This is a genomic window from Streptomyces sp. BI87 (genome assembly GCF_025957665.1).
GTDB lineage: Bacteria > Actinomycetota > Actinomycetes > Streptomycetales > Streptomycetaceae > Streptomyces > Streptomyces albidoflavus.
This window is the reverse complement of record NZ_CP110079.1, coordinates 885,395-912,182: the sequence shown is the minus strand read 5'-3', so window position 1 is coordinate 912,182 and position 26,788 is coordinate 885,395. Positions and strand designations below refer to the sequence as shown.

Below are 26,788 nucleotides of genomic sequence, written 5' to 3'. Positions count from 1 at the left end.
AGATATCAGCAGCTCAGAGCCCCCATGGGCGGCTTCCCCGTGAGTCTGCCGTGGTGACCGTGCGTGGAGGGAGTCACATGTTGATCATGTGCCCGGCCAGGCCGTGCACCGCTTCCTTCACCGCCTCGCCCAGCGTCGGGTGGGCGTGGACGTTGCGGGCGACCTCGTGGACGGTCAGGTCCCACTGCTGGGCCAGGGTCAGCTCCGGCAGGAGTTCGGTGACGTCGGGGCCGATCAGGTGGCCGCCGATCAGCTCCCCGTGCGTGCCGTCGCTGATGAGCTTGACGAAGCCGCCGGTGTCGCCGAGGCCGTGCGCCTTGCCGTTGGCCATGAAGGGGAACTTGGCCACCTGGACGTCGTAGCCCAGCTCCCGGGCCTGCGCCTCGGTGTAGCCGAAGCTGGCGATCTGCGGCTGGCAGTAGGTGGCCCGCGGGATCATCGCGTAGTCCAGCTCCATCGTCTCCGCGTCGCCGATCGTCTCGGCCGCGATGACGCCCATCGCCTCGGCGGTGTGCGCCAGCATCAGCTTGGCGGTGACGTCGCCGATGGCGAAGATGTGCGGCACGTTGGTCCGGCAGCGCCCGTCGATGTCGATGGCGCCCCGCTCGGTCAGCGCCACGCCGGTGTTCTCCAGGCCGTAGCCCGCCACCCGCGGCTGGAAGCCGATCGCCTGGAGGACCTTGTCGGCCTCCAGCACCTGCTGCTGCCCGTCCTTGCTGACCGTCACCCGCACCTGGGGCCCGGAGTCCTCGATCGACTCCACCCGGGTCGAGGTCAGCACCTCGATGCCGAGCTTCTTGTAGCGGCGCGCCAGTTCCTTGGAGACCTCGACGTCCTCGTTGGGGACCATCCGGTCCAGGAACTCGACGATCGTCACCTTCACGCCGTAGTTGTGCATGACGTAGGCGAACTCCACGCCGATCGCGCCCGCGCCGGCGATGATGACCGACTCGGGCAGATCGCGCGTCATGATCTGCTCCTCGTACGTCACCACCCGCTCGCTCAGCTCCGTGCCGGGGAGCAGCTTGGTGGTGGCGCCGGCGGCGATGACGCAGTGGTCGAAGGTGACCGTCTGCTCGCCGCCGGGGCCCTCGACCCGGAGGGTGTGGTCGTCGGTGAAGGTGCCCCGGCCGTCCAGCTCCGTGATCTTGTTCTTCTTCATCAGGTAGTGGACGCCCTTGACCCGGCCGTCGGCCACCGTGCGGCTGCGGTCGAAGGCGGGCCCGTACTCGAAGGTGACCTCACCGTCGATCCGGATGCCGAAGGTCTTCGCCTCGTTGTTGACCAGATGGGCGAGCTCCGCGTTGCGCAGGAGTGCCTTGGACGGGATGCAGCCCACGTTCAGGCAGACGCCTCCCCAGTACTTCTCCTCGATCACCGCCACCTTCAGCCCGAGCTGCGCGGCCCGGATCGCCGCCACGTACCCGCCGGGGCCTGCGCCCAGCACCACCACGTCGAAGTGTGTACTCATGGTCACAGCCTCGCGCCTCGCGCCGCCAAAGCAAAACGGAACCCGGCCCGCCGCCCTCGCCGGCGCCGCCGCCACCGGTACGGGGGACTACCGGCCGGGCCCCGCGCTGCCTACCGTGGACCCGCGCGGGCGCCTTCGCCCGCACCGGCCGCCGCCCGCGGCCGAAGTGACGCAGGGGGAGAAGAACTTGGACGCCGAACTCGCCGCGCTCGCCGCCAGCGGAGCCAGTTCCCTGGTCGGGCTGATGGTCTCCGACGCCTGGTCGGCCGCGCGCGACCGGGTCGCCCGCCTCTTCGCCCGGGGCGGCGACGAGGACCAGGTCGCCGGCGAGCTGACCGCCGCCCGCGCCGAGCTGGCCGAGGCCGACCGGAACGGCGACGAGGAGCACCGGGCCGACATCCAGGAGGAGTGGCAGCTGCGCCTGCGCCGCCTGCTCCGCTCCGACCCGGACGCCGCCGCCGAACTGCGCGCCCTCCTCGACGAGATCGCCCCCGCCGAGCCCGCCGCGGGCGGCGTCGTGATCAACAACACCGTCAGCGGCGGCACCCACCACGCCCCGGTGATCCAGGTCGGCCAGCTCGGCCACGGCACCTTCGGCTCCCGGGGCTGACCCCCGTCCGGACGCGCCCGCCGTCTTCCGGCGTGCGCCCCCGCCCCGCCCGGCCGACGATGACCGCATGGACTCGGAGCCGACCGGGCGGGCCGTCGAGGCCGCCACCGTCGCCAACCTGCGCGACCTCGGCGGCATCCCCCTGACCGGCGCCGGGCAGGGCCGGTCGGTGCGCCCCGGCGCGCTGCTCCGCTCGGCCGACCTCGCGCACCACGATCCGCGGACCGACCCGGTCCTGACCGAACGCGGCGTCCAGGTCGTCTTCGACCTGCGCACCACCGGGGAACGCGAGGCCGCCCCCGACGTCCTGCCACCCGGCGCCCGCCCCTTCGTCGGCGACGTCCTCGGCACCCGCCCGGGCGCCGCCCCGGCCCGCCTCACGCGGTACCTGGACGACCCCGTCCTCGCCGAACAGGAGCTGGGCGGCGGCCGGGCCGAGCGGCGGTTCGAGGACGCGTACCGGCGGATGGTCCTCTCACCCGGTGCCCGCTCCGCCTACGCCGCCCTCGTGCAGACCGCCGCCGACGACGGCACCCACCCGCTCCTCTTCCACTGCACGGCGGGCAAGGACCGCACCGGCTGGGGCGCGGCCGTGCTGCTCCTGCTGCTCGGCGCCGGCGAGGACGCCGTACGGAGGGAGTACCTGGCCGTCAACGACGCGGTCCGCGCCCGGTACGAGCCGTACGTCCGCCGGTTCGTCGAGCGGGGCGGGGACCCGGAGATCGCCGCGGTGCTCACCGAGGTCCGGCCCGCCTACCTCGACGCCGCCCTGGACGCGCTCACCGAACGCTGGGGCGACATCGAGCGCTACGCGCGCGAGGCGCTCCGGGTCGAAGCGGCCCCGGACCGGCTGCGCGCCGAACTGACCGTCTGACCCGGCCGCCGGGGTCACTCCCGGTCGCGGGCCGCCTCCCGCGCGGCCGCCCTGGCCACTCTGCGCCGCCGCACCACGACGACCAGGTCGGCCACGGCGATCAGGGTGAGCACGCCGAAGATGGCGGCGAGCACGGAGAGCGAGGTGCCGCTCGGGCTGTCCGTCTCGGAGGACGAGGCGGCCCAGACGGAGAGCAGCACGGTCACCACCGCGAAGAGCGGAACGGCGACGCTGGAGATCACCAGCCGCAGGCCGAGCGCGCTGCGGGCGAGGACGGGTTCGGTTCCGGTACGGCCGCCGGTGGGTCCGGGCTGGCCGGGCGGGTGCTGGGGCACGAGGACCACCTTCCCGTGGACGTGTCGCCCGCACGCGCGCCGCTGCACCCGTACGGGCCGTCCCCTCCACGCTAGGGGATGTCCGCAACGTCCCGCACGGCGCTGCCCCAATCTCTTCGAGCAGGGGGACCCCCAGAGCACGCACCGGACAGCGCGGACACCGCACAGGACTTCACGGACACCCTGGCGCGGGCGCCCGGGCCGGGCAGGTGCTGCGCGTGCGGTCACCGCGTCCGGGGCGGAGCATGGCTGGTGGTGGGCCGCCGCCCCCGCGTCCCGCCCCGCCCGTGACCGGCCGCACAACAACTTACGGAGGCCCCGTGACCGCGCACACCACGCTCGACGAGATCTTCTCCGCGATCGACGCCGTGGACTTCCCGGACATCCCGCGCAGCGCGGGGGAGAAGGGCGCGCAGGCCCGGCAGGGCGGCAAGCCCGGCCTCTCCCAGCACGTGCGCGAGGCCCCCGAGCCCCCGGTGGACGAGGAACCGGAGCGGTAGCGCACGTCACCCGGCACCGCCTCAGGTAGGACCCGGATCTTCGGGCAGGCGCTCCACCAGAGCCCCGGCCGCCGGTGGCCGGACCGCCGTCCGGCAATCGCCCACAGGGAAGGACGCACGCATGGCCGCCCAGAAGGTCTCCGACCACATCCTCGAACGTCTGCGCGAGTGGGGCGTGGAGTACGTCTTCGGCTACCCCGGGGACGGCATCAACGGCCTCCTCGCCGCCTGGGGGAGGGCCGAGGACCGGCCGAGGTTCATCCAGGCGCGGCACGAGGAGATGGCGGCGTTCGAAGCCGTCGGACACGCGAAGTTCTCCGGCCGGGTCGGCGTCTGCGCCGCGACCTCCGGGCCCGGTGCCGTCCACCTGCTCAACGGCCTCTACGACGCCAAGCTCGACCACGTCCCCGTCGTGGCGATCGTCGGCCAGACCGACCGGAGCGCCATGGGCGGCTCGTACCAGCAGGAGGTGGACCTGCACAGCCTCCTCAAGGACGTGGCCTCCGACTTCCTGGAGACGGTGACCGTTCCCGAACAGCTCCCCAACGTCCTCGACCGCGCCTTCCGTACCGCCGTCGGCCGCCGCACCGTCACGGCGGTGGTCGTCCCGGCCGACGTCCAGGAACTGGAGTACACGCCGCCGACCCACGCCTTCAAGATGGTGCCGTCCAGCCTCGGCGTCTCGTACTCCGCGCCCGTGCCCGCCGAGGAGGAGCTGCGCCGGGCCGCCGGGATCATCGACGCGGGCGAGAAGGTCGCCGTTCTCGTCGGGCAGGGCGCGCGGGGCGCCGCCGACGAGGTGCGGGAACTCGCCGACCACCTCGGCGCCGGTGTCGCCAAGGCACTGCTCGGCAAGGACGTTCTCCCCGACGACCTGCCCTGGGTGACCGGGGCCATCGGCCTGCTCGGCACTCGTCCGTCCTGGGAGCTGATGCAGAACTGCGACACCCTGCTGGTGATCGGTTCCAGCTTCCCGTACAGCCAGTTCCTCCCCGAGTTCGGGCAGGCCCGCGCCGTCCAGATCGACCTGGACCCGCACATGGTGGGGATGCGCTACCCCTTCGAGGCCAACCTGGTCGGCGACGCCGCCGCCACCCTGCGCCGCCTGCTGCCGCTGCTGGCGAGGAAGAAGCACGGGACGTGGCGTGCGGAGATCGAGGCCGGCACCGCCCGCTGGCGGGAGGTCATGGAGCGTCGCGCGGCGCTGGAGGCGGACCCGCTCAATCCGGAGCACGTCGTCCACGCCCTCGACGCCCAGTTGCCGGACGACGCCCTGATCACCGCCGACTCCGGCTCGGCCGCCAACTGGTACGCGCGGCACCTGCGGATGCGGGGCTCCATGCGGGGCTCGCTCTCCGGGACGCTGGCGACGATGGGGTGCGCGGTGCCGTACGGCATCGGCGCGAAGTTCGCCCACCCCGGCCGCCCGGTGGTCGCGCTCGTCGGGGACGGCGCCATGCAGATGAACGGCCTGGCCGAGCTCGTCACCGCGGCCAAGTACTACCGCGAGTGGGCCGACCCACGCCTGGTCGTGGCGGTGTTCAACAACGGTGACCTCAACCAGGTCACCTGGGAGATGCGAGCCATGAGCGGAGCCCCGCAGTTCGAGCCCTCGCAGCACCTCCCCGACCTGCCCTACGCGGAGGTGGCCGCCTCGTTCGGCCTCGACGGCGTGCGCGTGGAGCGGCCCGAGGAGGTGGAGCGCGCCTGGAGCCGGGCGCTCGCCGCCGACCGGCCCTTCGTCCTCGACTTCCGCACCGACCCCGCTGTCCCGCCCATCCCGCCGCACGCCACCTGGGACCAGGCCGAGGCCACCGCCGCCGCGCTGCTCAAGGGCGACAGCGACCGGGGCAACGTGGTCAAGCGCGGTTTCAAGGCGAAGGCCCAGGAGTTCCTGCCGGGCCGGGGGAAGAGCCGCGACTGAGGCGCCGCGGCACCCTCCCCCACCACCGACGCCAGCGGCGCCCCTTCCGGGCGCCCGGAAGGAATCTCATGCCCGACAGCACGCTGACCCTGCTCGCCCAGGGGTACGCCTGGCTCCCCGACCGCTTCCGCCGCACCGGCGGAGCTCCGGTCCGCACCCGGCTCCTCGGCAAGCCCGCCGTCGCCCTGCACGGCCCCGAGGCGGTCGCCTTCTTCTACGACGAGGACCATGTCCGCCGTCGCTCGGCCCTGCCCGAGCCGGTCATCGACACCCTCTTCGGGCAGGGAGCCGTCCACACCCTCGACGGTGCGGTGCACCGGGCGCGCAAGGCGATGTTCACCTCGCTCCTGAAGGACGGCGGCCGCGTCACCTCGCTCGCCGAGGAAGTCGGGCGCAAGTGGTCGGCCGCCACAGCCGAGTGGAAGGGCGGTGCGCCCGTGGTCCTTTTCGACGAGGTCGGCCTCCTCCTCACCAAGGCCGTCTGCGCCTGGGCCGGCGTCCCGCGACAGCCGCACGAGGCGACTGCCGTCGCCCGCGACCTGCTCGCCATGGTCGACGGCTTCGCCACGGCCGGTCCCCGGCACCTGCGTGCCCGCCGGGCCCGCGCCCGCCAGGAGGAGCACTTCGCGCGCGAGATCATGAAACTCCGCGCGAGCGGGGCCCCGGAGGCGGACGGCGGCGCCTCGGTGGCGTACGCGATCGCCGTCCACCGGGACGCCGACGGGCACCTCCTCGACGCCCGGACCGCCGCCGTCGAGCTCCTCAACGTTCTGCGGCCGACGGTGGCCGTCACCTGGTACACCGTCTTCGCCGCGCATGCCCTGCACCGGTGGCCCGGGCTCCGGGCGTTCCTCGCCGAGGGCGGCCCCGCCGAGGCCCGAGCCTTCGGCCACGAGGTGCGCCGGTTCTACCCGTTCGCCCCGTTCGTGGGCGGACTTGCCGCCCGCGACCTGGAGTGGCAGGGGACGCCGATCGCGGAGGGAGCCCTGGTCCTGCTCGACCTGCACGGGCAGAACCACGATCCCGCGCTCTGGCCCCGGCCCTACTCGTTCGAGCCGGAGAGGTTCCTCGGCCACGAGCCCGGCCGGGACGAACTCGTCCCGCAGGGCGGCGGCGACGTGGGCGCCGGCCACCGGTGCCCCGGCGAGGACGTCACCCTGGCCGTCCTCGCCACCCTCACCCCCGCCCTCGCGGGGCTGGAGTACACCGTCCCGGACCAGGACCTGCGCATCCCGCTCAGCCGCGTGCCGACGGCGCCCCGCAGCGGATTCCGCCTGGCGGTACCGGGCTGAGGCCGCCGGTCCGGGCGCCCGGCGAAAACCTGTGGCCCCCTCGCCCCGCCCCGGGCTACGGTCCTCACAGTTCACGACGGTGGCCGCGCGCAGGCGCGCCGCCACCGTCCCCATGCCGTACGAACCGGGAGGTGTGACCGATGGCTGTCGAGATCGAGACGGGCTTCGCCCGCACTCAGCGTGCCGCTGTTCTCACCCGCCGCCCCCGGGCGACCGGCCGGTAGCCGACCGGCCCGTACGACGCCCCGGGGGCCGCCCTTCGAAGGGTCCCCCTTGTCTCTCCACGCCTCCACCGAGGTCTCCACCCGCTCCACCTCCGCCGCCGCCCTCGCCCCGTACGGCTGGGACGCCGGCTGGCACGACGCCTTCCGCCCCTACGCCGGGCGCGGGCTCGTCCCCGGCCGGGTCATCCGCGTCGACCGCGGCCAGTGCGACGTCGTCACGCCGGACGGCACCGTCCGCGCCGACACGGCGTTCGTCGTGCCCCGCGACCCGATGAAGGTCATCTGCACCGGCGACTGGGCCGCCCTCGACCCCGAGGGCGCCAGCCCGCGCTACGTCCGGGAGTACCTGCCGCGCCGTACCGCCTTCGTCCGCTCCGGCTCCTCCAAGCGCTCCGACGGCCAGGTGCTGGCCGCCAACATCGACCGCGCCGTGGTCGCCGTCTCCCTCGCCGCCGAACTCGACCTGGCCCGGATCGAACGCTTCACCGCGCTCGCCTGGGAGTCCGGCGCCGAACCGGTGGTCGTCCTCACCAAGGCCGACCTGGTGCCCGATGCGGCCACCCTCGGCCACCTCGTCTCCGACGTCGAGCGGACCGCGCCCGGCGTCACCGTCCTCGCCGCCAGCAGCGCCGACGGCACCGGCCTGGAACGCCTGGCCGCCCTCGTCGGCTCCGGCACCACGGTGCTCCTCGGCCAGTCCGGCGCCGGCAAGTCCACCCTGGCCAACACCCTGATCGGCGAGGAGGCCATGGAGGTCCAGGCCGTCCGCGACATGGACGGCAAGGGCCGCCACACCACCACCACCCGCAACCTGCTGACCCTGCCCGGCGGCGGCGCCCTCATCGACACCCCCGGGCTGCGCGGCGTCGGCCTGTGGGACGCGGGCACCGGCGTGGAGCGGGTCTTCGCCGAGATCGAGGAGTACGCCCGGCAGTGCCGCTTCCAGGACTGCGCGCACGACAGTGAGCCGGGGTGCGCCGTCCTGGCCGCCCTGGACACCGGGGAACTGCCGGTGCGGCGCCTGGAGAGCTACCGCAAGCTTCAGCGGGAGAACCAGCGCATCGTCGCCAAGACCGACGCCCGGCTCCGCCAGGAGATCCGCCGCGAGTGGCGGATCAAGGGAGCCGAGGGCCGGGCCGCGGCCGACGCCAAGCGCGGCCGCATCCGCTGACCGACACCCGTGCCGGGCCAGGCGAGAGGCCCGGCACGCGAGGGTCCGGGGCGCCCCGGACCCCTCGGGGTCCGCCGGTCCGCCGTGGCGGCAGGACCGGCGGACCACGGCCCGAAACGCCATGTCGCATTTCCGCCAGCCCCCGCCCTGGGGGGTCGGCACACTGGGAGGTGCCCGCCGCACCCGACGGGCGCACGCCCGCACCGCGAGGAAGAACGATGACCGCGTACTGGACCACCCACCCCGGCCCCCTCGGCGACCTCCTCCTCACCTGCGACGCCACCGGCGCCCTCACCTCGCTCACCGTCCCCGGCGCCCCCGGTGCCAAGGGCCTCCCGGCCCCCGGCGCCATCCGTGACGACGCCCCGTTCGCCGAGGCCCGCCGCGAACTCGACGCGTACTTCGCCGGGGAGCGCGACCACTTCACGCTCCGCCTCGCGCCCCCGCCCGCCACCGACTTCCGGCGCCGGGTGTGGGCCGCCCTCGACGAGATCCCGTACGGCACCACCGTCAGCTACGGGCAGCTCGCCGCCTCCATCGGCGTCGGCGGCCCCGCCGTCCGCGCGGTGGGCGGCGCGATCGGCGCCAACCCACTGCTGATCGTCCGCCCCTGCCACCGGGTCGTCGGCGCCGACGGCTCGCTCACCGGCTACGCCGGGGGACTGGAGCGCAAGACCTGGCTGCTCGGCCTGGAGCGCGCGCGGACCGCCGTGCCCGCCGGCTGACCCGGGCTCACCCCCAGACCAGCGCGCCCACCCAGGCGCCCGCCACCAGCAGGCAGGCGAAGAGTTCGACCAGGACCCGCCAGCCGCCGCGCCGCAGCACGTCCCGGACCGAGGCCGCCGCGTCGTCCCGGCGGCCCAGCCGCACCCGCTCGGCCACGTACAACCCCACCAGTGCCCCCGGGACGGCCCCGACCACCGGCACCACCACGAACCCGGCGAGCGCCCCCCACCCCGCCCACTGGGCCAGCCGCGCCCCCATCGGGTCCCCCGAGCGGCCGGGCAGCTGCCACCGCACCAGCTGGGCCAGGAGCAGCAGCACCGAGGCGCCGACCAGGACCACCCAGGCCGTGGACGACTGGTCCTGGAGCGCCCACCACAGCGTCGCCGCCCACACCAGCCAGGTGCCCGGCAGGCCCGGTACCAGCACACCCGCGAGGCCCAGCGCCATCACCACCCCGACCAGCAGCAGCTCCCAGGCACCCATGGGCCCAGGCTGCGCGCACTCACCGCCGCGCGCAGGCCGGGCGGGGCGTCCGGGCGCCCGCCGCACGGGTGGCCCGGTCAGCCGCGCGCCACCCAGCCGCGCTCGTACGCGTGCCAGCCCAGCTGAAGGCGGGTCGTCACCCCCGCCAGCTCCATCAGCCGCTTCACCTTGCGCTGCACCGTCCGCAGCCCCAGGTCCAGCTGCTTGGCCACACTCACGTCGGTCAGCCCCGCCAGCAGCAGCGACAGGATCTCCAGATCGGTCACGTCCGGGCCGTCCGGCGCCTCCTCGACGGGCCCGTCGGCGCCCAGTCGCAGCGGCAGCGCGTCCCGCCAGACCGACTCGAACAGCCCCGACAGCGACTCCAGCAGCCCGCAGGCGTGGACCACCAGCGCCGCCGGCACCGCCGCCCCGCGCGGGGTCAGCGGCACCATCGCCAGCGAGCCGTCCGCGATCACCAGCTTGGTCGGCACCCGCTCCACCACCCGCACCCGCTCCTCGCGGCCCATCGCCTCGGCCACCTCACGCAGCCCCTCGGGCCCCGCGATCACCTCCCGCTCCAGCACCACCCGGTAGGCCACACCCCGGTCGGCCGCCTGGTCCTCCGCCGCGTTCTCCTCGCCGGTCACCGCCACCGGGGTGCCGGTGACCAGCGCGCACACCTCGTGCTTCGCCCCGTACTGCATCTGGAGGAAGCGCTGCGAGACCGCCTCCGCGCCGGTCACCACCTCCACCAGATCCTGCACCGCGGGTTCGGCCGCCCGGGCGCGGAACTCCTGCGCCAGCAGCGCCGCCGCCAGCTCGGCCCGGTCCAGTTCGTGCCGGCGCTGCGTCACCAGAGCGCCGAGCGCCACCCCCGGGGGAGCCGCCACCCAGCGGCCGGCCGCCGCCGTCGACCGGGCCGCGAGACCGTGCTGCTCCAGCCTGCGCAGCACCCGCGCCGCCTCCGCCTCGTCCAGCGCCAGGCGGTGCGCGAGTTCCGGCACCTCCGCCACCCCGACCGCCACCAGCGCGCGGTACGCCGCCTCGTGCCGCTCGTCCAGACCTATCGCCGCGAGCATCGCCACTCCCCTCCCGGTCGTTCACCGGCGGGGCCGCCGGCTGGCGGAAACCAGCCACGGCACAAACCCGCCCGCGCTCATCATCCCCGTACCCCCCGGCGGTCTGCCACTGTGTCCGCACCGCGACCCGGCAACCGGCCGGGCCTGCGGCGATTCCTCCCGGTCTCCGTCGCCGGAGCCTCGCCTGCCCGCTCGGGCCGGGCGCCCGCTCCCGCCGGACAGGGGAGAGAATCCGCCGTCGCCCGCCCTCCCGAAGCGCACCTGGAATGCGTCTTCGACGGGTCGTGCCGACGCCGCCGGGCGGCCTTCCCGTGGGGGGTGGGGCCGCCCGGCGGGCGTCGGGCCCCTCCGGACGGCGGCGGCCGAAAATCCCGCTTCCCCCGTTTTCCGGCGCCCCTCGCGGTGGACAATCAAGGGCATGAGCCATCAGGGGGACAGGCGCACCGGCACCTCCGCCCAGGAGGACGCCTGGTGGGCGCAGCTGTACGACGAGACCGTCGCGGACACGGGCCCGGCCCCGAGCGCCCGCGACAGCCTGGACGACCGTTTCGCCTCGGCCTCCGGCACGCTCGACTCCGTCCCGCGGCAGCCGTCCGCACCGCCCCGCGACCCGGACCCGGAACGCCCGAAGCGCCCGGAAGCCCGGCGGGAACCGGCCCCGGAGACCGCGTCAGGCGACCCGGAGCCCGGGGGCACCTCCGGCACGGCCCGCGTGGAGGACGGGGGAGGGGAGGCCACAGCCTTGCCGAAAACCCCGGACCGGACCGCGCCCGAGCCCCCGGACGACAGCGCCGCCCCCGCCCCGGGCGGGCGCCCCTCGGCAGGAGCCCCCTGGTCGGCCGCCACGACCTCCCCGCCTCCGGCCGCCGCCGAAGCCCGCCCGGACCCGCGCACCGCTCCGGCCGCCCCCCGGACCCCGCCGGCCGGTACCTGGAGCGCCTCCGGCGGCGAGAGCGGTGACACCCCGTCGACCGCCTCCACCAGGCCCCCGACCGCCCCGGCCCCGTTCACCGACGGCTGCCCGGACGCGGAGCCCGTGCCCGCGCCCCGAGCCGACGGAGCCGCGCCACCGGAACCACCCGTGCCGCCCGCCCCGGCCACCGACCTGCCGCCCGCCCCGGAGCGCCTGCCCCGCCGCTGGCACCGGCGCAAGGAGCGCGCCACGGCCCCCGCACCCCTACAGCCACCGCCGGACGAGCGGCGCTCCTCGCAGGAGTCCGCCACCGGGCCCCGGCCGCCCGCCGGGCCTGCGGAGCCGCCGTACGTGGGCGACGGGCCGCCGACCTACGACGCCGAGCCCGCCGCGCTGCCCGCCGCCGACCCCGACCACCTGGACCAGTTGGTTCCGGACACGGTCCTGGACGGCGGCCGCCACGGCTCCCTCACCCTGCGGGCCGTCTCGCTGCGCGGCGACTCCACCCGTTTCCGGGGTGAGCCGCGCCGGGACGCGCTGCTGACGGCCCGCTTCGGCACCGGCCCGGACGCCGTCCTGCTGCTGGCGGTGGCGACCGGGGCGCGTACCGGCGCGGGGACACACCGGGCGGCCGCGGAGGCGTGCGGCTGGATCGCCCGGGCCGTCGGCCGCAGCCACGCCCGCCTGGCGGGCGACCTGCGCGACGGGCGCCGGGCCGAACTCTCCTCCGGCCTGCACCGGCTCACCGACCACGCCCTGGGCAGGTTGCGGGCCCGCGCCGCCGAACTCGGCGTCGAACCGGAGGCGTACACCGCCTCGTTGCGCTGTCTGCTGCTCCCCGCCGACCCGGCCCGCACCACCCGGGTCTTCTTCGGCGTCGGCGACGGCGGCCTCCACCGGCTGCGCGACGGCGCCTGGCAGGACCTGGAGCCGTATCCGCGGCAGGCGAAGGAGGACGGCGCGCCCCGCCCCGAGGCGGACGGGGGCGAGCGGATCACCATGGATCTGGGGATCGCTGCGCCGCCAGGTCCCTGGGAGCCGGCCGTCGAACCGGTCCGCGAACCCTTCCGCTTCCGCGCCTCGGTAGCCCGCCCGGGTGACGTGCTGCTGCTGAGCACCGCGGGGTTCGCCGCGCCCCTGCGCGAGGAGCCGGAGTTCGCGGCACGGCTCCGCGCCCGCTGGGGCGTGGCCACCCCGCCCGGCCTCGACGGCTTCCTCGCCGACGCCCGCCTGCGGGTGAAGGGGTACGCCGACGACCGCACGGCAGCCGCCGTCTGGGAGGCGTGAGCGCCCGCTCCGTGACTTGATGGATCCACCGGGTACCCGATGCGGGAACCAGGTGAATCCGTCAAGCCGCACAGGTGCGGGAAATGGGGTGCGTGAGGCATGGCCAAGCAGAACGTCGCCGAGCAGTTCGTCGACATCCTCGTCCGTGCGGGGGTGAAGCGGATGTACGGCGTGGTCGGCGACAGCCTCAACCCCGTCGTCGACGCGGTCCGCCGCACGCCCGGCATCGACTGGGTGCACGTGCGGCACGAGGAGACCGCAGCCTTCGCCGCCGGGGCCGAGGCCCAGATCACCGGCCAGCTCACCGCCTGCGCCGGCTCCTGCGGCCCGGGCAACCTCCACCTCATCAACGGCCTCTACGACGCGCACCGCTCGATGGCCCCGGTGCTCGCCCTCGCCTCCCACATCCCGTCCAGCGAGATCGGGCTCGGCTACTTCCAGGAGACCCACCCCGAACTCCTCTTCCGGGAGTGCAGCCACTACTGCGAGATGATCTCCAACCCGGAGCAGATGCCCCGGCTGCTCCAGACCGCCATCCAGAACGCCATCGGCCAGGGCGGCGTCAGCGTCGTCACCCTCCCCGGCGACATCGCCGACAAGCCCGCCCCCGAGAAGTCCATCGAATCGGCGCTGGTCACCGAACGCCCCAGCGTCCGCCCGGGCGAGAGCGAGATCGCCAAGCTGGTCGAGATGATCGACCAGGCGGAGAAGGTCACCCTCTTCTGCGGCAGCGGCACCGCCGGGGCCCACGACGAGGTCATGGAGTTCGCCGAGAAGCTGAAGGCACCCGTCGGCCACGCCCTGCGCGGCAAGGAGTGGATCGAGTACGACAACCCGTTCGACGTCGGCATGAGCGGGCTGCTCGGCTACGGCGCCGCCTACGAGGCGACCCACGAGTGCGACCTGCTGATCCTGCTCGGCACGGACTTCCCGTACAACGCCTTCCTCCCCGACGACGTGAAGATCGCCCAGGTCGACGTACGCCCCGAGCACCTCGGCCGCCGCTCCAAGCTCGACCTCGCCATCTGGGGCGACGTCCGCGAGACGCTGCGCTGCCTGACCCCGCTGGTGCGGACCAAGTCCAGCCGCCGCTTCCTGGACCGGATGCTGAAGAAGCACGCCGAGGCGCTGGAGGGCGTGGTCAGCGCCTACACCCGCAAGGTCGACAAGCACGTCCCGATCCACCCCGAGTACGTCGCCTCGGTCCTCGACGACCTCGCCGCCGACGACGCGATCTTCACCGTCGACACCGGCATGAACAACGTCTGGGCCGCCCGCTACATCACGCCCAACGGCAAACGGCGCGTCATCGGCTCGTTCAGCCACGGCTCGATGGCCAACGCGCTGCCGCAGTCGATCGGCGCCCAGCTGCCCGAGCGGGACCGGCAGGTCGTCGCGATGGCCGGCGACGGCGGGTTCTCCATGCTGATGGGGGACTTCCTCAGCCTCGTCCAGCTGAACCTGCCGGTGAAGGTCGTCCTCTTCAACAACTCCTCCCTCGGCATGGTCGAACTGGAGATGCTCGTCGGCGGTCTGCCCGCCTTCGGCACCACCAACCACAACCCGGACTTCGCCGCCGTCGCTCGCGCCTGCGGCGCCTACGGCGTACGCGTCGAGAAGCCCAAGCAACTCGCGGGCGCGCTCAAGGACGCCTTCAAGCACGACGGACCCGCGCTCGTGGATGTCGTGACCGACCCCAACGCCCTCTCCATCCCGCCGAAGATCAAGGCCGAGATGGTGACCGGCTTCGCCCTCTCCGCCAGCAAGATGGTGCTGGACGGAGGGGTGGGCAAGATGCTCCAGATGGCCCGCTCCAACCTCCGCAACATCCCCCGGCCCTGACCCGTTCCCCGCCCGGCACGTGCCATGACGCCGCACCATGCGTGCGGGCGTGCTGGACGGGCATGCATCACCGTGAGCGTGTTCGACCGCCGCACGGCGCGGTGGCCGCACGCACCCGGCGGCGACGGGACCGCCGGGAACGCCACGGGAGGACGACCGATCGTGATGTGGGCGGGGGACCCTGCGAGGAGCGGGGAGAGCGGACGGAGCAGCAGCGCGGCGGGACGCGCCGCCGCACGGAGTGCGCGGCACGGCCCGTACGCCGGTTCCCCGCCGGGCCGGGGCGACCGCTCCGGCCCGGACCGGACCCCGGTCGGGCGCCTGCACCGGACCCTGCGCCACGCCGATCTGCGCTCGGTGCCGGAGGTCCGCCGTGCCCTGCGCGCCCTGCTGCGGCCCTGCCTCGCCGAGGAACAGGCCGCCACCGCCGAACTCCTCGCCTCGGAGGTCCTCACCAACGCCCTGATCCACTCCGACCACGACGCCCTCTTCACCGCGACCGTCCACGACGGCTCCCTCAGGGTCGAGGTCCGGGACTTCACCGGCCACCCGCCCCGCCCCCGCACCCCCCGCCCGCACGAGGCGACCAGCGGCCGGGGCCTCCTCCTGGTCGAGGCGCTCGCCGACGCCTGGGGGGTCCGCCGGCACGGGGTGGGCAAGGCGGTCTGGTTCGAACTGGGGCCCGCCGAAAACGCTGTGGAGCACGACGGGCAGCCGGACGCGGCCTAGAGAGGTGCACCCGGGTACGACGGAGGGGCGGTCGCCGGTACGCACCGGCGACCGCCCCTCCAGGGACGCGGAACAGCAGACGGCCTCAGCCGAACTGCTGCTCCAGATCCTTCAGTTTCTGCTCCAGCGAGTCGAGCCGGGGCAGGGCCTGGGTGTCGTCCTCGGCGGTGAGGTCGACGGTGGTGGCCTGTTGCTGCGGCCGGCCCGAGGAGTCGGCGCCGTTGACGGCCTGGAGCGAGGGCCGGTTGCGGACCGGCAGTTGCTCCGGTGTGGCCACCGGCGGCTCGGTGAGCTGCTGCTGCGGGATGGCCGGCGCCCCGGCGTGTGCCAGTTCCACCTGGGCGCCGCCCCGCCGCCCGCCCCAGATGGTGCGCTGGCTGCGGGCGAGCGCCTTGATCCGGGCCCGGTCCATCTTCTGCTGGTCCCGGCGGCGCATCCGGTCCTGCGTCTTCTCCCGCCGGTCCTCGCGGACCTCGTCCACCGCCTCGTCCAGCGACCGCACGCCCTCCAGCAGCATCAGCGACCAGGCGTGGTACGTCTCCCTGGGCGCCCGCAGCCAGCGGACGATACGAATCTGCGGAAGCGGCCTCGGCACCAGCCCCTGTTCGCGCAGCGCCGCCCGCCGGGTCTGCTTCAGCGCGCGGTCGAAGAGGACCGCCGCCGACAGCGACATCCCGGCGAAGAACTGCGGCGCCCCCGCGTGGCCCAGCCCCCTCGGCGCGTGCACCCAGTTGAACCAGGCGGCGGCGCCGGCGAAGGTCCACACCAGCAGGCGCGAACCCAGCGCGGCGTCACCGTGGCTGGCCTCCCGGACGGCCAGGACGGAGCAGAACATCGCCGCGCCGTCCAGGCCGAACGGGACCAGGTACTCCCAGCCGCCGGAGAGGTTGAGGTTCTGCCGGCCGAAGCCGACCAGGCCGTGGAAGGAGAGGGCGGCGGCGACGGCGGCGCAGCAGAAGAGCAGGAGGTAGGAGGCGATGCCGTAGATGGCCTCCTTGCGCCTGCGGCGCTCCTCGCTGCGTTCCCAGGAGTCGTCGGCCTCCGTCTTGGCCCCGGCACGCTTCCCTCGCGCGAGAACCGCCACCGCGACCAGCACACCCAGGAGCAGAACGGCGCCGGGAAGCAGCCAGTCAAGCGATATGTCGGTCATTCTCATCTGGGGTCCCTTGCGTAGCGGTGGGGCGTTCGGGCGCCATAGTGGCGCACGGGAACCACCGCGCAGAGGGTTTCGGGACAAGAGGACGCCAAAGGGGTGGCCTACCCCGCGGAACGCCCCTCCGAACTCGAATACCCGTATGAGAAAAGGGAGTTCAGTTCGAGCGGGCCGGGTGCCGGCGCGGGCGTCAGGCGGTCGTGGCCGCCGTGGCCGTCAGCTTGCTGACGCGGTCCGCGTCGCAGGTGCGCGGGCAGGTCACGCAGGTGTCCTCGGGCCGCAGCGTGTAGAACATGCAGCAGCTCGCCCGGTCCCGGGTCGGCAGCGCCTCGCCCTGGGGGCCGGTCAGCTCACGGAAGGCGGCCGTCCCCACGTACGGCCGGGTGGCGCCCGGCAGCAGCCGCTCCAGCTCGGTCATGACCCGCTGCTCCTCGCCGAGGAGGTGGCCGAGGTACCAGAGGCTCTCGACCAGCTCGTCGGTGGCCATGCCCCACAGCGCCCGCCCGCGCCGCCGCATCCTCGGCCCGAACCCGGCCAGCAGCGGCTCCAGGTGCTCGGCGACCGCGGCCCGCACCTCTCCCCGCAGCGCCTCCTCGTCCGGTACGACCCGGGCCCCGGGCATCCCCGCCGCCGGGTCGTCCGGCAGGCAGGCGAAGGCACCGGTGCGCACCGCCATCCGGCCCTCGGTCCGGTCGTACGCCACCTGGTCCACCGGGAAGCGCGGCACGCGGCCCAGCAGGAACCAGGGGAGCGTGATGAGCAGGCAGGCGGGCCAGGCGTACCGGTGGAGGCCGAAGGTGGCGATGACGTCCGGGCGGCCGGCCTGGCCGTAGTCCCGCAGGACCTGCTCGGCGTCCCAGGCGATGAAGGCGTCCAGCTCCGCTCCGCCGGCGGCGAGCCGGTCGGCCCGGGTCCACCCCCCGCCCTCGGGGAGCGCCTCGCCCGGGCGGACCTCTTCGACGCGCAGCGAGGGGAAGACCTCGGCCAGCCGGGTGTACGCGGCGGCCAGCGGGGAGGCCGGGAGGGGGTGGAGGGCGCCGGGCGCCGGAGCGGTGATGGACATGCGGGAGGACCACCGAATCGCGATCGTTTGCAGGTAAGCCTTACCTTACCCCAGCCTTCCTCCTGCTGACCTTGCCCTATCCTCGTCGCAGGCATCCGGGTGAACCGGCCGCCCAGGCGCCCTGGGGCGACACCCCTGGCAGCCCGCGCGAGGAGGAGGAATCCGAGTGGAGCACGCCCCGCCCCGGGCCGCCACACCGGGCGCTCCCGGCCACCCGGCCGAGGTCCTCCGCCCCCGGGTCCCCGTCCAGCCCACCGCCGAGGACCGGGCCCGCGGCGAGCACATCCACGGCGAGCCCCCGGCCCCCCGCACCCCGCTGCGGCGCACCTCGGTACGCGGCCAGGTCCTCGACGGCCTGCGCGCCGCCCTCGTCGCGGGCGACCTCACCCCCGGCGAGGTCTACTCCGCCCCCTGCCTCGCCGAGCGCTTCGGCGTCTCCGCCACCCCGGTCCGCGAGGCCATGCAGCAGCTCGCCGTCGAGGGCGCCGTCGAGGTGGTGCCGAACCGCGGGTTCCGCGTCATCGAACGGGACGCCCGCGAACTCGCCGAACTCGCCGAGGTACGCGCCCTCATCGAGGTCCCCGTCATGCTGCGGCTGGCCCACTCCGTCCCCGCCGACCGGTGGACGGCCCTGCGGCCGCTGGCCGAGGAGACCGTCGCCGCCGCCGAGACCGGCGACCGGGCCCGCTACGCCGACTCCGACCGCGCCTTCCACAGCGCCGTCCTCGGCCTCGGCGGCAACCGGCAGCTCACCACGGTCGCCGCCGACCTGCACCGCCGCGCCCAGTGGCCGCTGGTCACCGGCCCGCTCTCGCGCCGCCGCGCCGACCTGGTGGCCGACGCCGCCCAGCACCTCGCGCTCCTCGAAGCCCTCGCCGGCCGCGACCTGCCGGCCGTCCAGAGCCTGGTCCGGGAGCACTTCGCCGGAGCCCGCTGACCTCGTGGGCCGCAGGGCCTCAGAGGGGCTCGGGAGCGGGCGCCAGCTGGTCCGCCAGCCAGGTCGGCACTCCGCCCAGCAGCCCGAAGAGCCGCCGTGCCTCCGCCAGCAGGCGGGACGCCTCCGGCTCCGGCTCGGTCTGCGCCAGTGAGGCCAGCGCGGGCGCCGTCCCGACCAGGAAGCCCAGCTCCTCGCGGAGCCGCAGCGACTGGGCGAAACCGTGCCGGGCCTCCGCCACCTCGCCCTCGCGCAGGGCGAGCCCGGCCAGATGGCGCCAGGTCGAGGAGAGCAGCAGCGCGTCCTCGCGGGCGGTGGCGCCGGCGTGCGCCCGGCGGTAGGCGGCGCGGGCGGCCTGCGGGGAGTCGGAGATGTGCTCGGAGATCAGCCCCCGCCGGTAGTCGAGCAGGGCCCGGCCGGGCGCGGCGGGCGTCAGCAGCGCGGCGGCCCGCCCGAGCGCGGAGCGCGCCTCGTCGGCGCGGTCGCGGACCCCGAGCACGGTCGAGGCGTAGGCGAGGTGCCCTCGTTCGCAGGCGGCGGCCCCGCGCTCCTCGTCGGTGCCCGCCAGGGCCTCGGCCTGCCGCAGCCCGTCCTCCGCCTCCGCCCAGCCCCGCCCCGTGTAGAGACAGCGCTCCACCAGCAGCGCGGTGCGCTCCAGCGCGGCGGCGGGCCCGTGCGCCTTGGCGAGCAGCGCCGCCGCGTCCGCCCAGCAGCCGCGCGACCGCAGCCGCCACACCGCCGTGCGGGTCGCCTCCCAGGCCGTCCCGGGCGGGCGACCCGCCCCGTCCGGCCCTGCGGCGACCTCCGAAGAACCCGCATCGGACATGGCGGTGTCCGCCACATTCCCTCCCCCACGCGCACCGTTGAGTGTGGCGTGCATCTCAGCACGGAACGCGGCGGTGAGCCAAGAGGTCGGGTGAAAGATTTCACAATCCTTGGGGGCGCGCTGAAGCGCGCGCAAGATCACCTTCACGCGCGGGCTCCGGCGTGCGCCGGGGTACGAATCCTGGCGACCGGAGGGCGTCGCGGACAGCCGCCCCGCTGGTCACACACCTGGGCCGGCCGGGCGCACCCGGCTCAGCCGGGTATATCCAGCCCGGCCGGCGCTTGAGGCCACGAGCCGCGGAGCGGCGAGTCCGTGCCCCGGCCGGGCGGGGCCGAGCGCGAAGCCCGGCCCCGCCCCCGCCGAGCCGTCAGAGACGGCCGGGGCTCACTTGCGCATCAGCGCGAACACCCCCCAGCCCAGGAACTCGCGCTGATACCGCGCGTACCGCACGGGATCGGTGTCGAGCGTGGACCGGACCTCGGGGGCCAGCTCGTCGCCGGGGTGGGCGTCGAGCCAGCGCCGCAGGGTGAGCCACTGGGCCGCCTGGTAGCGGTCCCAGCTGTCCTGGTCGGCCAGGACCATTTCGACCACGTCGTACCCGAGGTCGCCGAAGAGTCCGATCAGCCCGGGCAGGAGGAGGAAGTCCTCCGGGCCGCGCGCGAGGCAGCCCTCGGCGGTCTCCTGGTCGGGCACCTCGCGGCGCCAGTACGGCTCGCCGACCAGCATCAGCCCGCCGGGGCGCAGGCTGTGGGCCAGCAGGTCGACGGTGCCGGGGACGCCGCCGCCGATCCAGGTGGCGCCGACGCACGCGGCGAGGTCGACCGGCTCGTCGGAGACGTGGCCGGCGGCGTCGCCGTGGACGAAGGAGACCTGGTCCGCGACGCCGAGTTCGGCGGCGCGGGCGCGGGCCTGCTCGGTGAAGAGCGTGCTGATGTCGACACCGGTGCCGGTGACGCCCAGGTCACGGGCCCAGGTGCAGAGCATCTCGCCCGAGCCGCTGGCCAGGTCGAGCACGCGCGTCCCGGGCGCCAGGCGCAGCGCCTCGCCCAGGGCGGCGAGCTTCTCGGGGGTGAACGGGTTGTGGAGCCGGTGCTCACTCTCGCGAACGGTGATGATGCGTGGCAGATCCACGAGGGGTATTCCTTAGGTTCGATGAGGTCATGGCGTCGGGGGCGGACGGCCGACCGGAGTCGGCAGCCATGGCTCGGACCGTCATCGAAAAGCACCTCGTTCGTCCGTGTGGATCAGCAACCCGGCAAAGCTAGACCCTCCGGACCAGCGGGTCCACCCGTTTACCGCGCCCTCAGCTCATCCGCAGGGCCAGGAAGAAGTCGAGCTTGTCCTCCAGGCGCGACAGGTCCCGGCCCGTCAGTTGCTCGATCCTGCCCACCCGATAGCGCAGGGTGTTGACGTGGAGATGAAGCCGGGCGGCGCACCGCGTCCAGGACCCGTCGCTGTCGAGGAACGCCTCCAGCGTCGGGACCAGCTCGGCGCGGTGGCGGCGGTCGTAGTCGCGCAGCGGGTCCAGGAGCCGGGCGGTGAAGGCGCGGCGCACGTCGTCCGGGACGAACGGCAGCAGCAGGACGTGCGAGGCCAGCTCCTGGTGCCCGGCCGCACAGACGCTGCCGGGGCGGGCGGCGGCGACCCGGCGCGCGTGCCGGGCCTCCTCCAGGGCGCCGCGCAGCCCCTCCGCGGAGTGGACGGCGGCGCTGACGCCCAGCGTGATCCGGTCGCCCTCGCCCAGTCCGGCGGAGAGCGGAAGGCGTACGGCTGCGAGGAGTTCCTCGGCGACCAGGCCCTCGGGAGCCTCGTCGTCCGCCTCCTCGCCGGTGGGCGCCCCGTCGGCGGCCACGGCGGGCAGCGGGACCAGCGCCACGGCCTCCTCGCCGAGACGGGCCACCGCGATCCGGTCGGCCGTCTCGGGCCCGGGGGCGTCCGGCGCCACCAGGATCTCTTCGAGAAGCGCCTGGGCCGCCTGTCCGCCGCCGACGCCCGGCCCCTCGGCGGTGGCGACCACCACCTGCCAGTGCGGGGCGGCACCGAGCCCGGGCAGCAGTACCGGGGCGGCGACCCGCAGCCGGGCCGCGATCTCGGCCGGGGCGGCGCCCGACTGGACCAGTTCCAGCACCTCCCCGGCGAGCCGGCGCCGTACCGTGCGGGCCGCGTCGCGCCGGTCGCGTTCGACGGCGATCAGCTGGGTGACCCCGTCGAGCAGGTCGAGCCGTTCCTCGGGCCAGTCGGCCGCGTCCGCGCGGACCGCCAGCAGCCAGTCGGCGACGGCGGGGCCCCGGGGCGTGCCCGAGGGCGCCGAACGGATCGGGAAGAGGGCGTACGCCTCACCGTCGGCGGTGGTCCGCACCGGGCGGCGGCGTCCGGCGCGGACCGCGGCGAGGCCGTCGGCGGCGAGGTGGGAGGCCGTCTCGTGGGAGAGCGGTTCCTGGTCGCGGGGGCCGGCGACGCGGCGGCCGGTGGGGGAGAGGACCCAGGCGCGCAGGTCCAGGTCGGAGCCGAGCAGGTCGAGGACGACCTCGGGGCCGCCGCCCGCCGGCCCGGCGGTCATCAGCCGCCGGTGCCGGTCGACGACGGCGGCCAGGTCCCCGGCGCGCTCGCCCGAGACGCGGCGGACGACGTGTTCGGTGATGGTGGCGAAGGCGACCGACTCGTTGACCGCGAGGAGCGGCAGGCGGTGCCGGGCGCACGCCTCGACCAGGTCCTCGGGGACCGCGCCCAGCTCCGCCTCACCGGCGGCGAGGGCGCTCACCCCGGCGGCCGTGAGGATGCGGACGAAGGGTTCGGAGTCGGCGGGGTCGCGCCGCCAGGCCAGTCCGGTGAGGACCAGTTCGCCGCCGGAGAGGTAACGGCTGGGGTCGCGCAGGTCGGTGGTCATCACACCGCGGACCGTGCGGTCCAGCTCGTCCTCGCCGCCGAGCAGCCGCAGGCCGAGGCCATCGGTCCGAAGCAGGGCGCGCAGCCGCATCTCGTCGCCGCCGATCTCTCGTTCAGGAACAGGTGGACAGGGGTAGGGCAGGTATCACGCCGGACGCCTCCGACAGGGCCGAGCGCACACCGCTCGGCCGCGTCTGTGGTTTCCGGGGCGAAACGGCGAGGTTACCGTTCCCCGCCGTTCATATGAATCTACAAGAAGCCTGCCGTGGCCAGCCAATTCCTTCATGCGTTCAGTGACTGACCCCGGCGCCCCGCAGCCCTGTGTACTGACCGCACTTCGCGTGAACAGCGCACGAACGGGGCCGGATTCCGCGGGCCGCACCGCACCGGGGCGGACCGCCGCACCGGCCCGTGACGCACGTCCGAGCTCCGCCCCGCACGGCACGGCCGGAACTGCCCGTACGCCATCGACGCCACGACACCGGAAGAGAGCCCCGCATGGACTTCCTTCGTCCCGCCGGCTGGGAGGAGGCGCTCGCCGCGAAGGCCGAGCACCCCGCCGCCGTGCCGATCGCGGGCGGCACGGACGTGATGGTCGAGATCAACTTCGACCACCGCCGCCCCGACCACCTGCTGGACCTCGGACGCATCGAGGAGCTGACCGCCTGGGAGGACCTCGGCGACAGCGTCCGCCTCGGCGCGAGCGTCCCGTACAGCCGCATCATGAAGCACCTCCGCGGCGACCTGCCCGGCCTCGCGCTCGCCTCCCACACCGTCGCCTCCCCGCAGATCCGCAACCGCGGCGGCGTCGGCGGCAACCTCGGCACCGCCTCCCCGGCCGGCGACGCCCACCCGGCGCTGCTCGCCGCGGGCGCCGAGGTCGAGGCCGAGTCCGTACGCGGCACCCGGCTCATCCCGATCGACGACTTCTACACCGGGGTCAAGCGCAACGCCCTCGCCCCCGACGAGCTGATCCGCGCCGTCCGTATCCGCAAGGCCGACGGACCGCAGCAGTTCTCCAAGGTCGGCACCCGCAACGCCATGGTCATCGCCGTCTGCGCCTTCGGGATCGCCCTGCACCCCGCCACGCGCACCGTGCGGACCGGCATCGGCTCCGCCGCGCCCACCCCGATCCGCGCCAAGGCCGCCGAGGAGTTCCTCAACGCGGCCCTGGAGGAGGGGAACCACTGGGAGAGCGAGGCGCCGCTGCCCGACTCCCTCGTCAAGCAGTTCGCCACCCTCGCCGCCGGCGCCTGCAACCCCATCGACGACGTCCGCGGCACCGCCGCCTACCGCCGCCACGCCATCGGCGTCCTGGCCCGCCGCACCCTCGGCTGGACCTGGTCCGCCCGCGAGAGGAGCACCGCATGCGCGTGAACTTCACCGTCAACGGCCGCCGCCAGGAGGCCGACGACGTCTGGGAGGGCGAGTCGCTGCTCTACGTCCTGCGCGAGCGGATGGGGCTGCCCGGCTCCAAGAACGCCTGCGAACAGGGCGAGTGCGGCTCCTGCACGGTCCGCCTGGACGGCGTGCCGGTCTGCTCCTGTCTGGTCGCCGCCGGACAGGCACAGGACCGCGACATCGTCACCGTCGAGGGGCTGGCCGCACTGGCCGCCTGCCGCACCGAGGGCGGCGACTGCGCCTCGGGCACCTGCGGCACCGGACTGGACGAGGCCAAGCAGTGGCGTGCCGACCCGGGCAGGGGCACCGACTCGCAGACCGGCGAGGGCACCGAACTCTCCCCGGTCCAGCAGGCGTTCATCGACGCCGGCGCCGTCCAGTGCGGCTTCTGCACCCCGGGCCTGCTGGTCGCCGCCGACGAGATGCTGGAGGCCAACCCCTCGCCCAGCGACGCCGACATCCGCGAGGCCCTCTCCGGCAACCTCTGCCGCTGCACCGGCTACGAGAAGATCCTCGACGCGGTCCGCCTCGCCGCCGCCCGCCAGGAAGGCACGGTGAGCCGATGACCGCCACCGGCGTCCCGGGCCACCTCACCCAGGGCTCCGCCACCCGGGGCGGGATCGGCGAGTCGACGCTGCGGCCCGACGGCACCCTCAAGGTCACCGGCGAGTTCGCCTACGCCTCCGACATGTGGCACGAGGACATGCTGTGGGGCCACACCCTGCGCTCCCCGCACGCCCACGCCCGCATCGTCTCCCTCGACACCGGCGAGGCCCTGGCCCAGGCCGGGGTCTACGCGGTCCTCACCTACGACGACCTGCCCGCCGAGGTCAAGAACTACGGCCTGGAGATCCAGGACACCCCGGCCCTCGCCAACGGCCGGGTCCGCCACCACGGCGAGCCGGTCGCCCTGGTCGCCGCCGACCACCCCGAGACGGCCCGCCGCGCGGCGGCCAAGATCAAGGTGGTCTACGAGGAGCTGCCCCTCGTCACCGACGAGGCCAGCGCCACCGCCCCCGGCGCGCCCCTGCTCCACGAGGGCCGCGACGACCACCACGCCGCGCACACCCCGCACCCGAACATCGTGCACCGCCAGCCCATCGTCCACGGCGACGTCGCCGCGGGCCGCGCCCGGGCCGACGTCGTGGTCACCGGCGAGTACGTCTTCGGCATGCAGGACCAGGCGTTCCTCGGCCCCGAGTCGGGGCTCGCGGTGCCCGCCGAGGACGGCGGCGTCGACCTGTACGTCGCCACCCAGTGGCTCCACGCCGACCTGCGGCAGATCGCCCCCGTCCTCGGCCTGCCCGAGGAGAAGGTCCGCATGACGCTCTCCGGCGTGGGCGGCGCCTTCGGCGGCCGCGAGGACCTGTCGATGCAGATCCACGCCTGCCTGCTGGCGCTGCGCACCGGCAAGCCCGTGAAGATGGTCTACAACCGATTCGAGTCCTTCTTCGGCCACGTCCACCGCCACCCCGCCAAGCTCCACTACGAGCACGGCGCGACCCGCGACGGCAAACTCACCCACCTGGTCTGCCGCATCGTCCTGGACGGCGGCGCGTACGCCTCCTCCTCGCCGGCGGTGGTCGGCAACGCGGCCTCGCTCGGCGCGGGCCCGTACAACATCGACAACGTCGAGATCGAGACCCTCGCCCTCTACACGAACAACCCGCCCTGCGGCGCCATGCGCGGCTTCGGCGCCGTCCAGGCCTGCTTCGCCTACGAGGCGCAGATGGACAAGCTGGCCGCCGCCCTCGGCATGGACCCGGTCGAGCTGCGGCAGCTCAACGCCATGGAACAGGGCTCCGTCCTGCCCACCGGCCAGTCCGTCGACTCGCCCGCCCCCGTCGCCGAGCTGCTGCGCCGGGTCAAGGCCCGCCCGCTGCCGCCCGAGCGCCAGTGGGAGTCGGCCGGTGGCGCCGCCGACGTCCGCGCCCTGCCCGGGGGCCTGTCCAACACCACCCACGGCGAGGGCGTCGTGCGCGGGGTCGGCTACGCCGTCGGCATCAAGAACGTCGGCTTCTCCGAGGGGTTCGACGACTACTCGACCGCCCGGGTACGCCTCCAGGTCGCCGGCGGCGAGCCCGTCGCCGTCGTGCACACCGCGATGGCCGAGGTCGGGCAGGGCGGCATCACTGTCCACGCCCAGATCGCCCGGACCGAGCTCGGCGTCTCCCAGGTCACCATCCACCCCGCCGACACCCAGGTCGGCTCGGCCGGCTCGACCTCCGCCTCCCGGCAGACGTACGTCACCGGCGGCGCCGTCAAGCACGCCTGCGAGGCGGTCCGGGAGAAGGTGCTGGAGATCGGGCGCGCCAAGCTCGGCACGTACCACCCTGCCTGGGCCACCGCCGAACTCCTCCTGGAGGGCGGCAAGGTCGTCACCGACGGCGGGGAGGTCCTGGCGAGCCTCGCCGAGGTCCTCGGCGACGAGGTGGTCGACCTGGAGCTGGAGTGGCGCCACCGGCCCACCGAACCCTTCGACCTGCGCACCGGCCAGGGCGACGGACACGTGCAGTACTCCTTCGCCGCCCACCGGGCCGTCGTCGAGGTCGACACCGAACTCGGCCTGGTCAAGGTGGTGGAGCTGGCCTGCGCCCAGGACGTCGGCAAGGCCCTCAACCCGCTCTCCGTGGTCGGCCAGATCCAGGGCGGCTCCACCCAGGGCCTGGGCGTCGCCGTCATGGAGGAGATCGTCGTGGACCCGGCCACCGCCAAGGTCCGCAACCCCTCCTTCACCGACTACCTCATCCCGACCATCCTCGACACCCCGACCATCCCGGTCGACGTCCTGGAACTCGCCGACGACCACGCTCCCTACGGGCTGCGCGGCGTCGGCGAGGCGCCGACCCTCTCCTCCACCCCGGCGGTCCTCGCGGCGATCCGCGCGGCCACCGGCCTGGAGCTGAACCGGACCCCGGTCCGCCCCGAGCACCTCACCGGGAGCTGACCGGCGCCGCCCCGCCCACGCGCGGGGCGGCCCACCCGCCTCCGGGCGGTGCGTGCCTCCCCGGAAACGTCACGCCTTTCCGTACGCCCGCACCGCCCGGAGCCACGGGGCCGCCCGCTCACGGCCCCGCCCCACC

At 74.8% G+C, this 26,788-nt stretch carries 23 protein-coding genes; 14 read left to right on the top strand and 9 right to left on the bottom strand.

The window, feature by feature from the left end; all coding sequences use genetic code 11:
• Window positions 1-73: 73 nt before the first annotated feature.
• Window positions 74-1,471 carry a dihydrolipoyl dehydrogenase gene (lpdA, locus tag OIM89_RS03890; protein ID WP_030696706.1) on the bottom strand — a complete coding sequence of 466 codons (1,398 nt, stop codon included), beginning with the start codon at window positions 1,469-1,471 and terminating at the stop codon, window positions 74-76.
• Between the two features lie 187 nt (window positions 1,472-1,658).
• Here lpdA and OIM89_RS03885 point away from each other — a divergent pair, with 187 nt between their 5' ends.
• Window positions 1,659-2,081 carry a hypothetical protein gene (locus OIM89_RS03885; protein WP_030696707.1) on the top strand — a complete coding sequence of 141 codons (423 nt, stop codon included), beginning with the start codon at window positions 1,659-1,661 and terminating at the stop codon, window positions 2,079-2,081.
• Between the two features lie 67 nt (window positions 2,082-2,148).
• Window positions 2,149-2,955: a tyrosine-protein phosphatase gene (locus tag OIM89_RS03880; protein ID WP_264490994.1), complete on the top strand. Its 807-nt coding sequence runs from the start codon at window positions 2,149-2,151 to the stop codon at window positions 2,953-2,955.
• A 14-nt stretch (window positions 2,956-2,969) separates the two neighbouring features.
• Here OIM89_RS03880 and OIM89_RS03875 read toward each other — a convergent pair whose 3' ends face one another.
• A complete protein-coding gene (locus OIM89_RS03875) occupies window positions 2,970-3,290 on the bottom strand; it encodes a DUF6343 family protein (RefSeq protein ID WP_030696709.1) in 321 nt (106 codons plus the stop codon).
• 320 nt (window positions 3,291-3,610) lie between these two features.
• Between OIM89_RS03875 and OIM89_RS03870 the strand changes: the two genes are divergently transcribed.
• The 5 genes from OIM89_RS03870 (at window position 3,611) to OIM89_RS03850 (ending at window position 9,126) form a co-directional block, all read left to right on the top strand.
• A complete protein-coding gene (locus OIM89_RS03870) occupies window positions 3,611-3,790 on the top strand; it encodes a hypothetical protein (protein WP_030696710.1) in 180 nt (59 codons plus the stop codon).
• A 121-nt stretch (window positions 3,791-3,911) separates the two neighbouring features.
• The gene (locus OIM89_RS03865) at window positions 3,912-5,714 is read left to right on the top strand and encodes a thiamine pyrophosphate-requiring protein (RefSeq protein ID WP_047468463.1); all 1,803 of its coding nucleotides are present in this window, start codon (window positions 3,912-3,914) and stop codon (window positions 5,712-5,714) included.
• A gap of 68 nt (window positions 5,715-5,782) precedes the next feature.
• The gene (locus tag OIM89_RS03860; protein WP_047468467.1) at window positions 5,783-7,006 is read left to right on the top strand and encodes a cytochrome P450; all 1,224 of its coding nucleotides are present in this window, start codon (window positions 5,783-5,785) and stop codon (window positions 7,004-7,006) included.
• 273 nt (window positions 7,007-7,279) lie between these two features.
• Window positions 7,280-8,401 (top strand): ribosome small subunit-dependent GTPase A, encoded by a 1,122-nt coding sequence (rsgA, locus tag OIM89_RS03855; protein WP_030696713.1) that lies wholly within the window; start codon window positions 7,280-7,282, stop codon window positions 8,399-8,401.
• 218 nt (window positions 8,402-8,619) lie between these two features.
• Window positions 8,620-9,126, top strand: a complete 507-nt coding sequence (locus OIM89_RS03850; protein WP_030696714.1) for a methylated-DNA--[protein]-cysteine S-methyltransferase — start codon at window positions 8,620-8,622, stop codon at window positions 9,124-9,126.
• Between the two features lie 7 nt (window positions 9,127-9,133).
• On the opposite strand, the gene OIM89_RS03845 is transcribed toward OIM89_RS03850, so the two are convergent.
• Window positions 9,134-9,610, bottom strand: a complete 477-nt coding sequence (locus OIM89_RS03845) for a DUF456 domain-containing protein (RefSeq protein WP_030696715.1) — start codon at window positions 9,608-9,610, stop codon at window positions 9,134-9,136.
• A 77-nt stretch (window positions 9,611-9,687) separates the two neighbouring features.
• Window positions 9,688-10,671, bottom strand: coding sequence for a helix-turn-helix domain-containing protein (locus OIM89_RS03840; protein WP_030696716.1), 984 nt, complete (start codon window positions 10,669-10,671; stop codon window positions 9,688-9,690).
• A gap of 418 nt (window positions 10,672-11,089) precedes the next feature.
• Between OIM89_RS03840 and OIM89_RS03835 the strand changes: the two genes are divergently transcribed.
• From OIM89_RS03835 to OIM89_RS03825, 3 genes are all read left to right on the top strand, one after another.
• Window positions 11,090-12,871, top strand: a complete 1,782-nt coding sequence (locus OIM89_RS03835) for a protein phosphatase 2C domain-containing protein (protein WP_264490993.1) — start codon at window positions 11,090-11,092, stop codon at window positions 12,869-12,871.
• 99 nt (window positions 12,872-12,970) lie between these two features.
• On the top strand, window positions 12,971-14,713 hold the full coding sequence (locus OIM89_RS03830; protein WP_264490992.1) for a pyruvate dehydrogenase: 1,743 nt from the start codon (window positions 12,971-12,973) through the stop codon (window positions 14,711-14,713).
• A gap of 165 nt (window positions 14,714-14,878) precedes the next feature.
• Complete coding sequence (locus OIM89_RS03825) at window positions 14,879-15,442, top strand: ATP-binding protein (protein WP_217467644.1); 564 nt, start codon at window positions 14,879-14,881, stop codon at window positions 15,440-15,442.
• 85 nt (window positions 15,443-15,527) lie between these two features.
• Here OIM89_RS03825 and OIM89_RS03820 read toward each other — a convergent pair whose 3' ends face one another.
• Window positions 15,528-16,598: a DUF2637 domain-containing protein gene (locus OIM89_RS03820; RefSeq protein WP_264490991.1), complete on the bottom strand. Its 1,071-nt coding sequence runs from the start codon at window positions 16,596-16,598 to the stop codon at window positions 15,528-15,530.
• Window positions 16,599-16,785: 187 nt separating this feature from the next.
• Complete coding sequence (locus OIM89_RS03815; RefSeq protein WP_030696720.1) at window positions 16,786-17,658, bottom strand: (2Fe-2S)-binding protein; 873 nt, start codon at window positions 17,656-17,658, stop codon at window positions 16,786-16,788.
• Window positions 17,659-17,824: 166 nt separating this feature from the next.
• Here OIM89_RS03815 and OIM89_RS03810 point away from each other — a divergent pair, with 166 nt between their 5' ends.
• Window positions 17,825-18,595: a GntR family transcriptional regulator gene (locus OIM89_RS03810; protein ID WP_030696721.1), complete on the top strand. Its 771-nt coding sequence runs from the start codon at window positions 17,825-17,827 to the stop codon at window positions 18,593-18,595.
• Between the two features lie 19 nt (window positions 18,596-18,614).
• Here the strand turns inward: OIM89_RS03810 and OIM89_RS03805 are convergent, their stop codons facing one another.
• The 3 genes from OIM89_RS03805 to OIM89_RS03795 form a co-directional block, all read right to left on the bottom strand.
• Window positions 18,615-19,433 (bottom strand): hypothetical protein, encoded by an 819-nt coding sequence (locus OIM89_RS03805; RefSeq protein ID WP_030696722.1) that lies wholly within the window; start codon window positions 19,431-19,433, stop codon window positions 18,615-18,617.
• Window positions 19,434-19,802: 369 nt separating this feature from the next.
• Window positions 19,803-20,549: an SAM-dependent methyltransferase gene (locus tag OIM89_RS03800; protein WP_030696723.1), complete on the bottom strand. Its 747-nt coding sequence runs from the start codon at window positions 20,547-20,549 to the stop codon at window positions 19,803-19,805.
• Between the two features lie 172 nt (window positions 20,550-20,721).
• Window positions 20,722-22,395: a PucR family transcriptional regulator gene (locus OIM89_RS03795; protein ID WP_151167696.1), complete on the bottom strand. Its 1,674-nt coding sequence runs from the start codon at window positions 22,393-22,395 to the stop codon at window positions 20,722-20,724.
• Window positions 22,396-22,802: 407 nt separating this feature from the next.
• Between OIM89_RS03795 and OIM89_RS03790 the strand changes: the two genes are divergently transcribed.
• The 3 genes from OIM89_RS03790 to pucD are packed head-to-tail and all read left to right on the top strand — an operon-like array spanning window position 22,803 to window position 26,652.
• Complete coding sequence (locus OIM89_RS03790) at window positions 22,803-23,681, top strand: FAD binding domain-containing protein (protein WP_030696725.1); 879 nt, start codon at window positions 22,803-22,805, stop codon at window positions 23,679-23,681.
• On the top strand, window positions 23,672-24,271 hold the full coding sequence (locus OIM89_RS03785; RefSeq protein WP_030696726.1) for a (2Fe-2S)-binding protein: 600 nt from the start codon (window positions 23,672-23,674) through the stop codon (window positions 24,269-24,271). Before OIM89_RS03790 ends, OIM89_RS03785 begins: the two co-directional genes overlap by 10 nt.
• Window positions 24,268-26,652 (top strand): xanthine dehydrogenase subunit D, encoded by a 2,385-nt coding sequence (pucD, locus tag OIM89_RS03780; RefSeq protein WP_030696727.1) that lies wholly within the window; start codon window positions 24,268-24,270, stop codon window positions 26,650-26,652. The genes OIM89_RS03785 and pucD overlap by 4 nt, the downstream gene beginning before the upstream one ends.
• Window positions 26,653-26,788 lie beyond the last annotated feature (136 nt).

Coding starts and splice junctions, on each gene's coding strand:
- lpdA (WP_030696706.1), bottom strand. CDS start 1,471: ATGAGTACACACTTCGACGTGGTGGTGCTGGGCGCAGGCCCCGGCGGG.
- OIM89_RS03880 (WP_264490994.1), top strand. CDS start 2,149: ATGGACTCGGAGCCGACCGGGCGGGCCGTCGAGGCCGCCACCGTCGCC.
- OIM89_RS03865 (WP_047468463.1), top strand. CDS start 3,912: ATGGCCGCCCAGAAGGTCTCCGACCACATCCTCGAACGTCTGCGCGAG.
- OIM89_RS03860 (WP_047468467.1), top strand. CDS start 5,783: ATGCCCGACAGCACGCTGACCCTGCTCGCCCAGGGGTACGCCTGGCTC.
- OIM89_RS03850 (WP_030696714.1), top strand. CDS start 8,620: ATGACCGCGTACTGGACCACCCACCCCGGCCCCCTCGGCGACCTCCTC.
- OIM89_RS03845 (WP_030696715.1), bottom strand. CDS start 9,610: ATGGGTGCCTGGGAGCTGCTGCTGGTCGGGGTGGTGATGGCGCTGGGC.
- OIM89_RS03840 (WP_030696716.1), bottom strand. CDS start 10,671: ATGCTCGCGGCGATAGGTCTGGACGAGCGGCACGAGGCGGCGTACCGC.
- OIM89_RS03835 (WP_264490993.1), top strand. CDS start 11,090: ATGAGCCATCAGGGGGACAGGCGCACCGGCACCTCCGCCCAGGAGGAC.
- OIM89_RS03830 (WP_264490992.1), top strand. CDS start 12,971: ATGGCCAAGCAGAACGTCGCCGAGCAGTTCGTCGACATCCTCGTCCGT.
- OIM89_RS03825 (WP_217467644.1), top strand. CDS start 14,879: ATGTGGGCGGGGGACCCTGCGAGGAGCGGGGAGAGCGGACGGAGCAGC.
- OIM89_RS03820 (WP_264490991.1), bottom strand. CDS start 16,598: ATGAGAATGACCGACATATCGCTTGACTGGCTGCTTCCCGGCGCCGTT.
- OIM89_RS03815 (WP_030696720.1), bottom strand. CDS start 17,658: ATGTCCATCACCGCTCCGGCGCCCGGCGCCCTCCACCCCCTCCCGGCC.
- OIM89_RS03795 (WP_151167696.1), bottom strand. CDS start 22,395: ATGCGGCTGCGCGCCCTGCTTCGGACCGATGGCCTCGGCCTGCGGCTG.
- OIM89_RS03790 (WP_030696725.1), top strand. CDS start 22,803: ATGGACTTCCTTCGTCCCGCCGGCTGGGAGGAGGCGCTCGCCGCGAAG.
- OIM89_RS03785 (WP_030696726.1), top strand. CDS start 23,672: ATGCGCGTGAACTTCACCGTCAACGGCCGCCGCCAGGAGGCCGACGAC.
- pucD (WP_030696727.1), top strand. CDS start 24,268: ATGACCGCCACCGGCGTCCCGGGCCACCTCACCCAGGGCTCCGCCACC.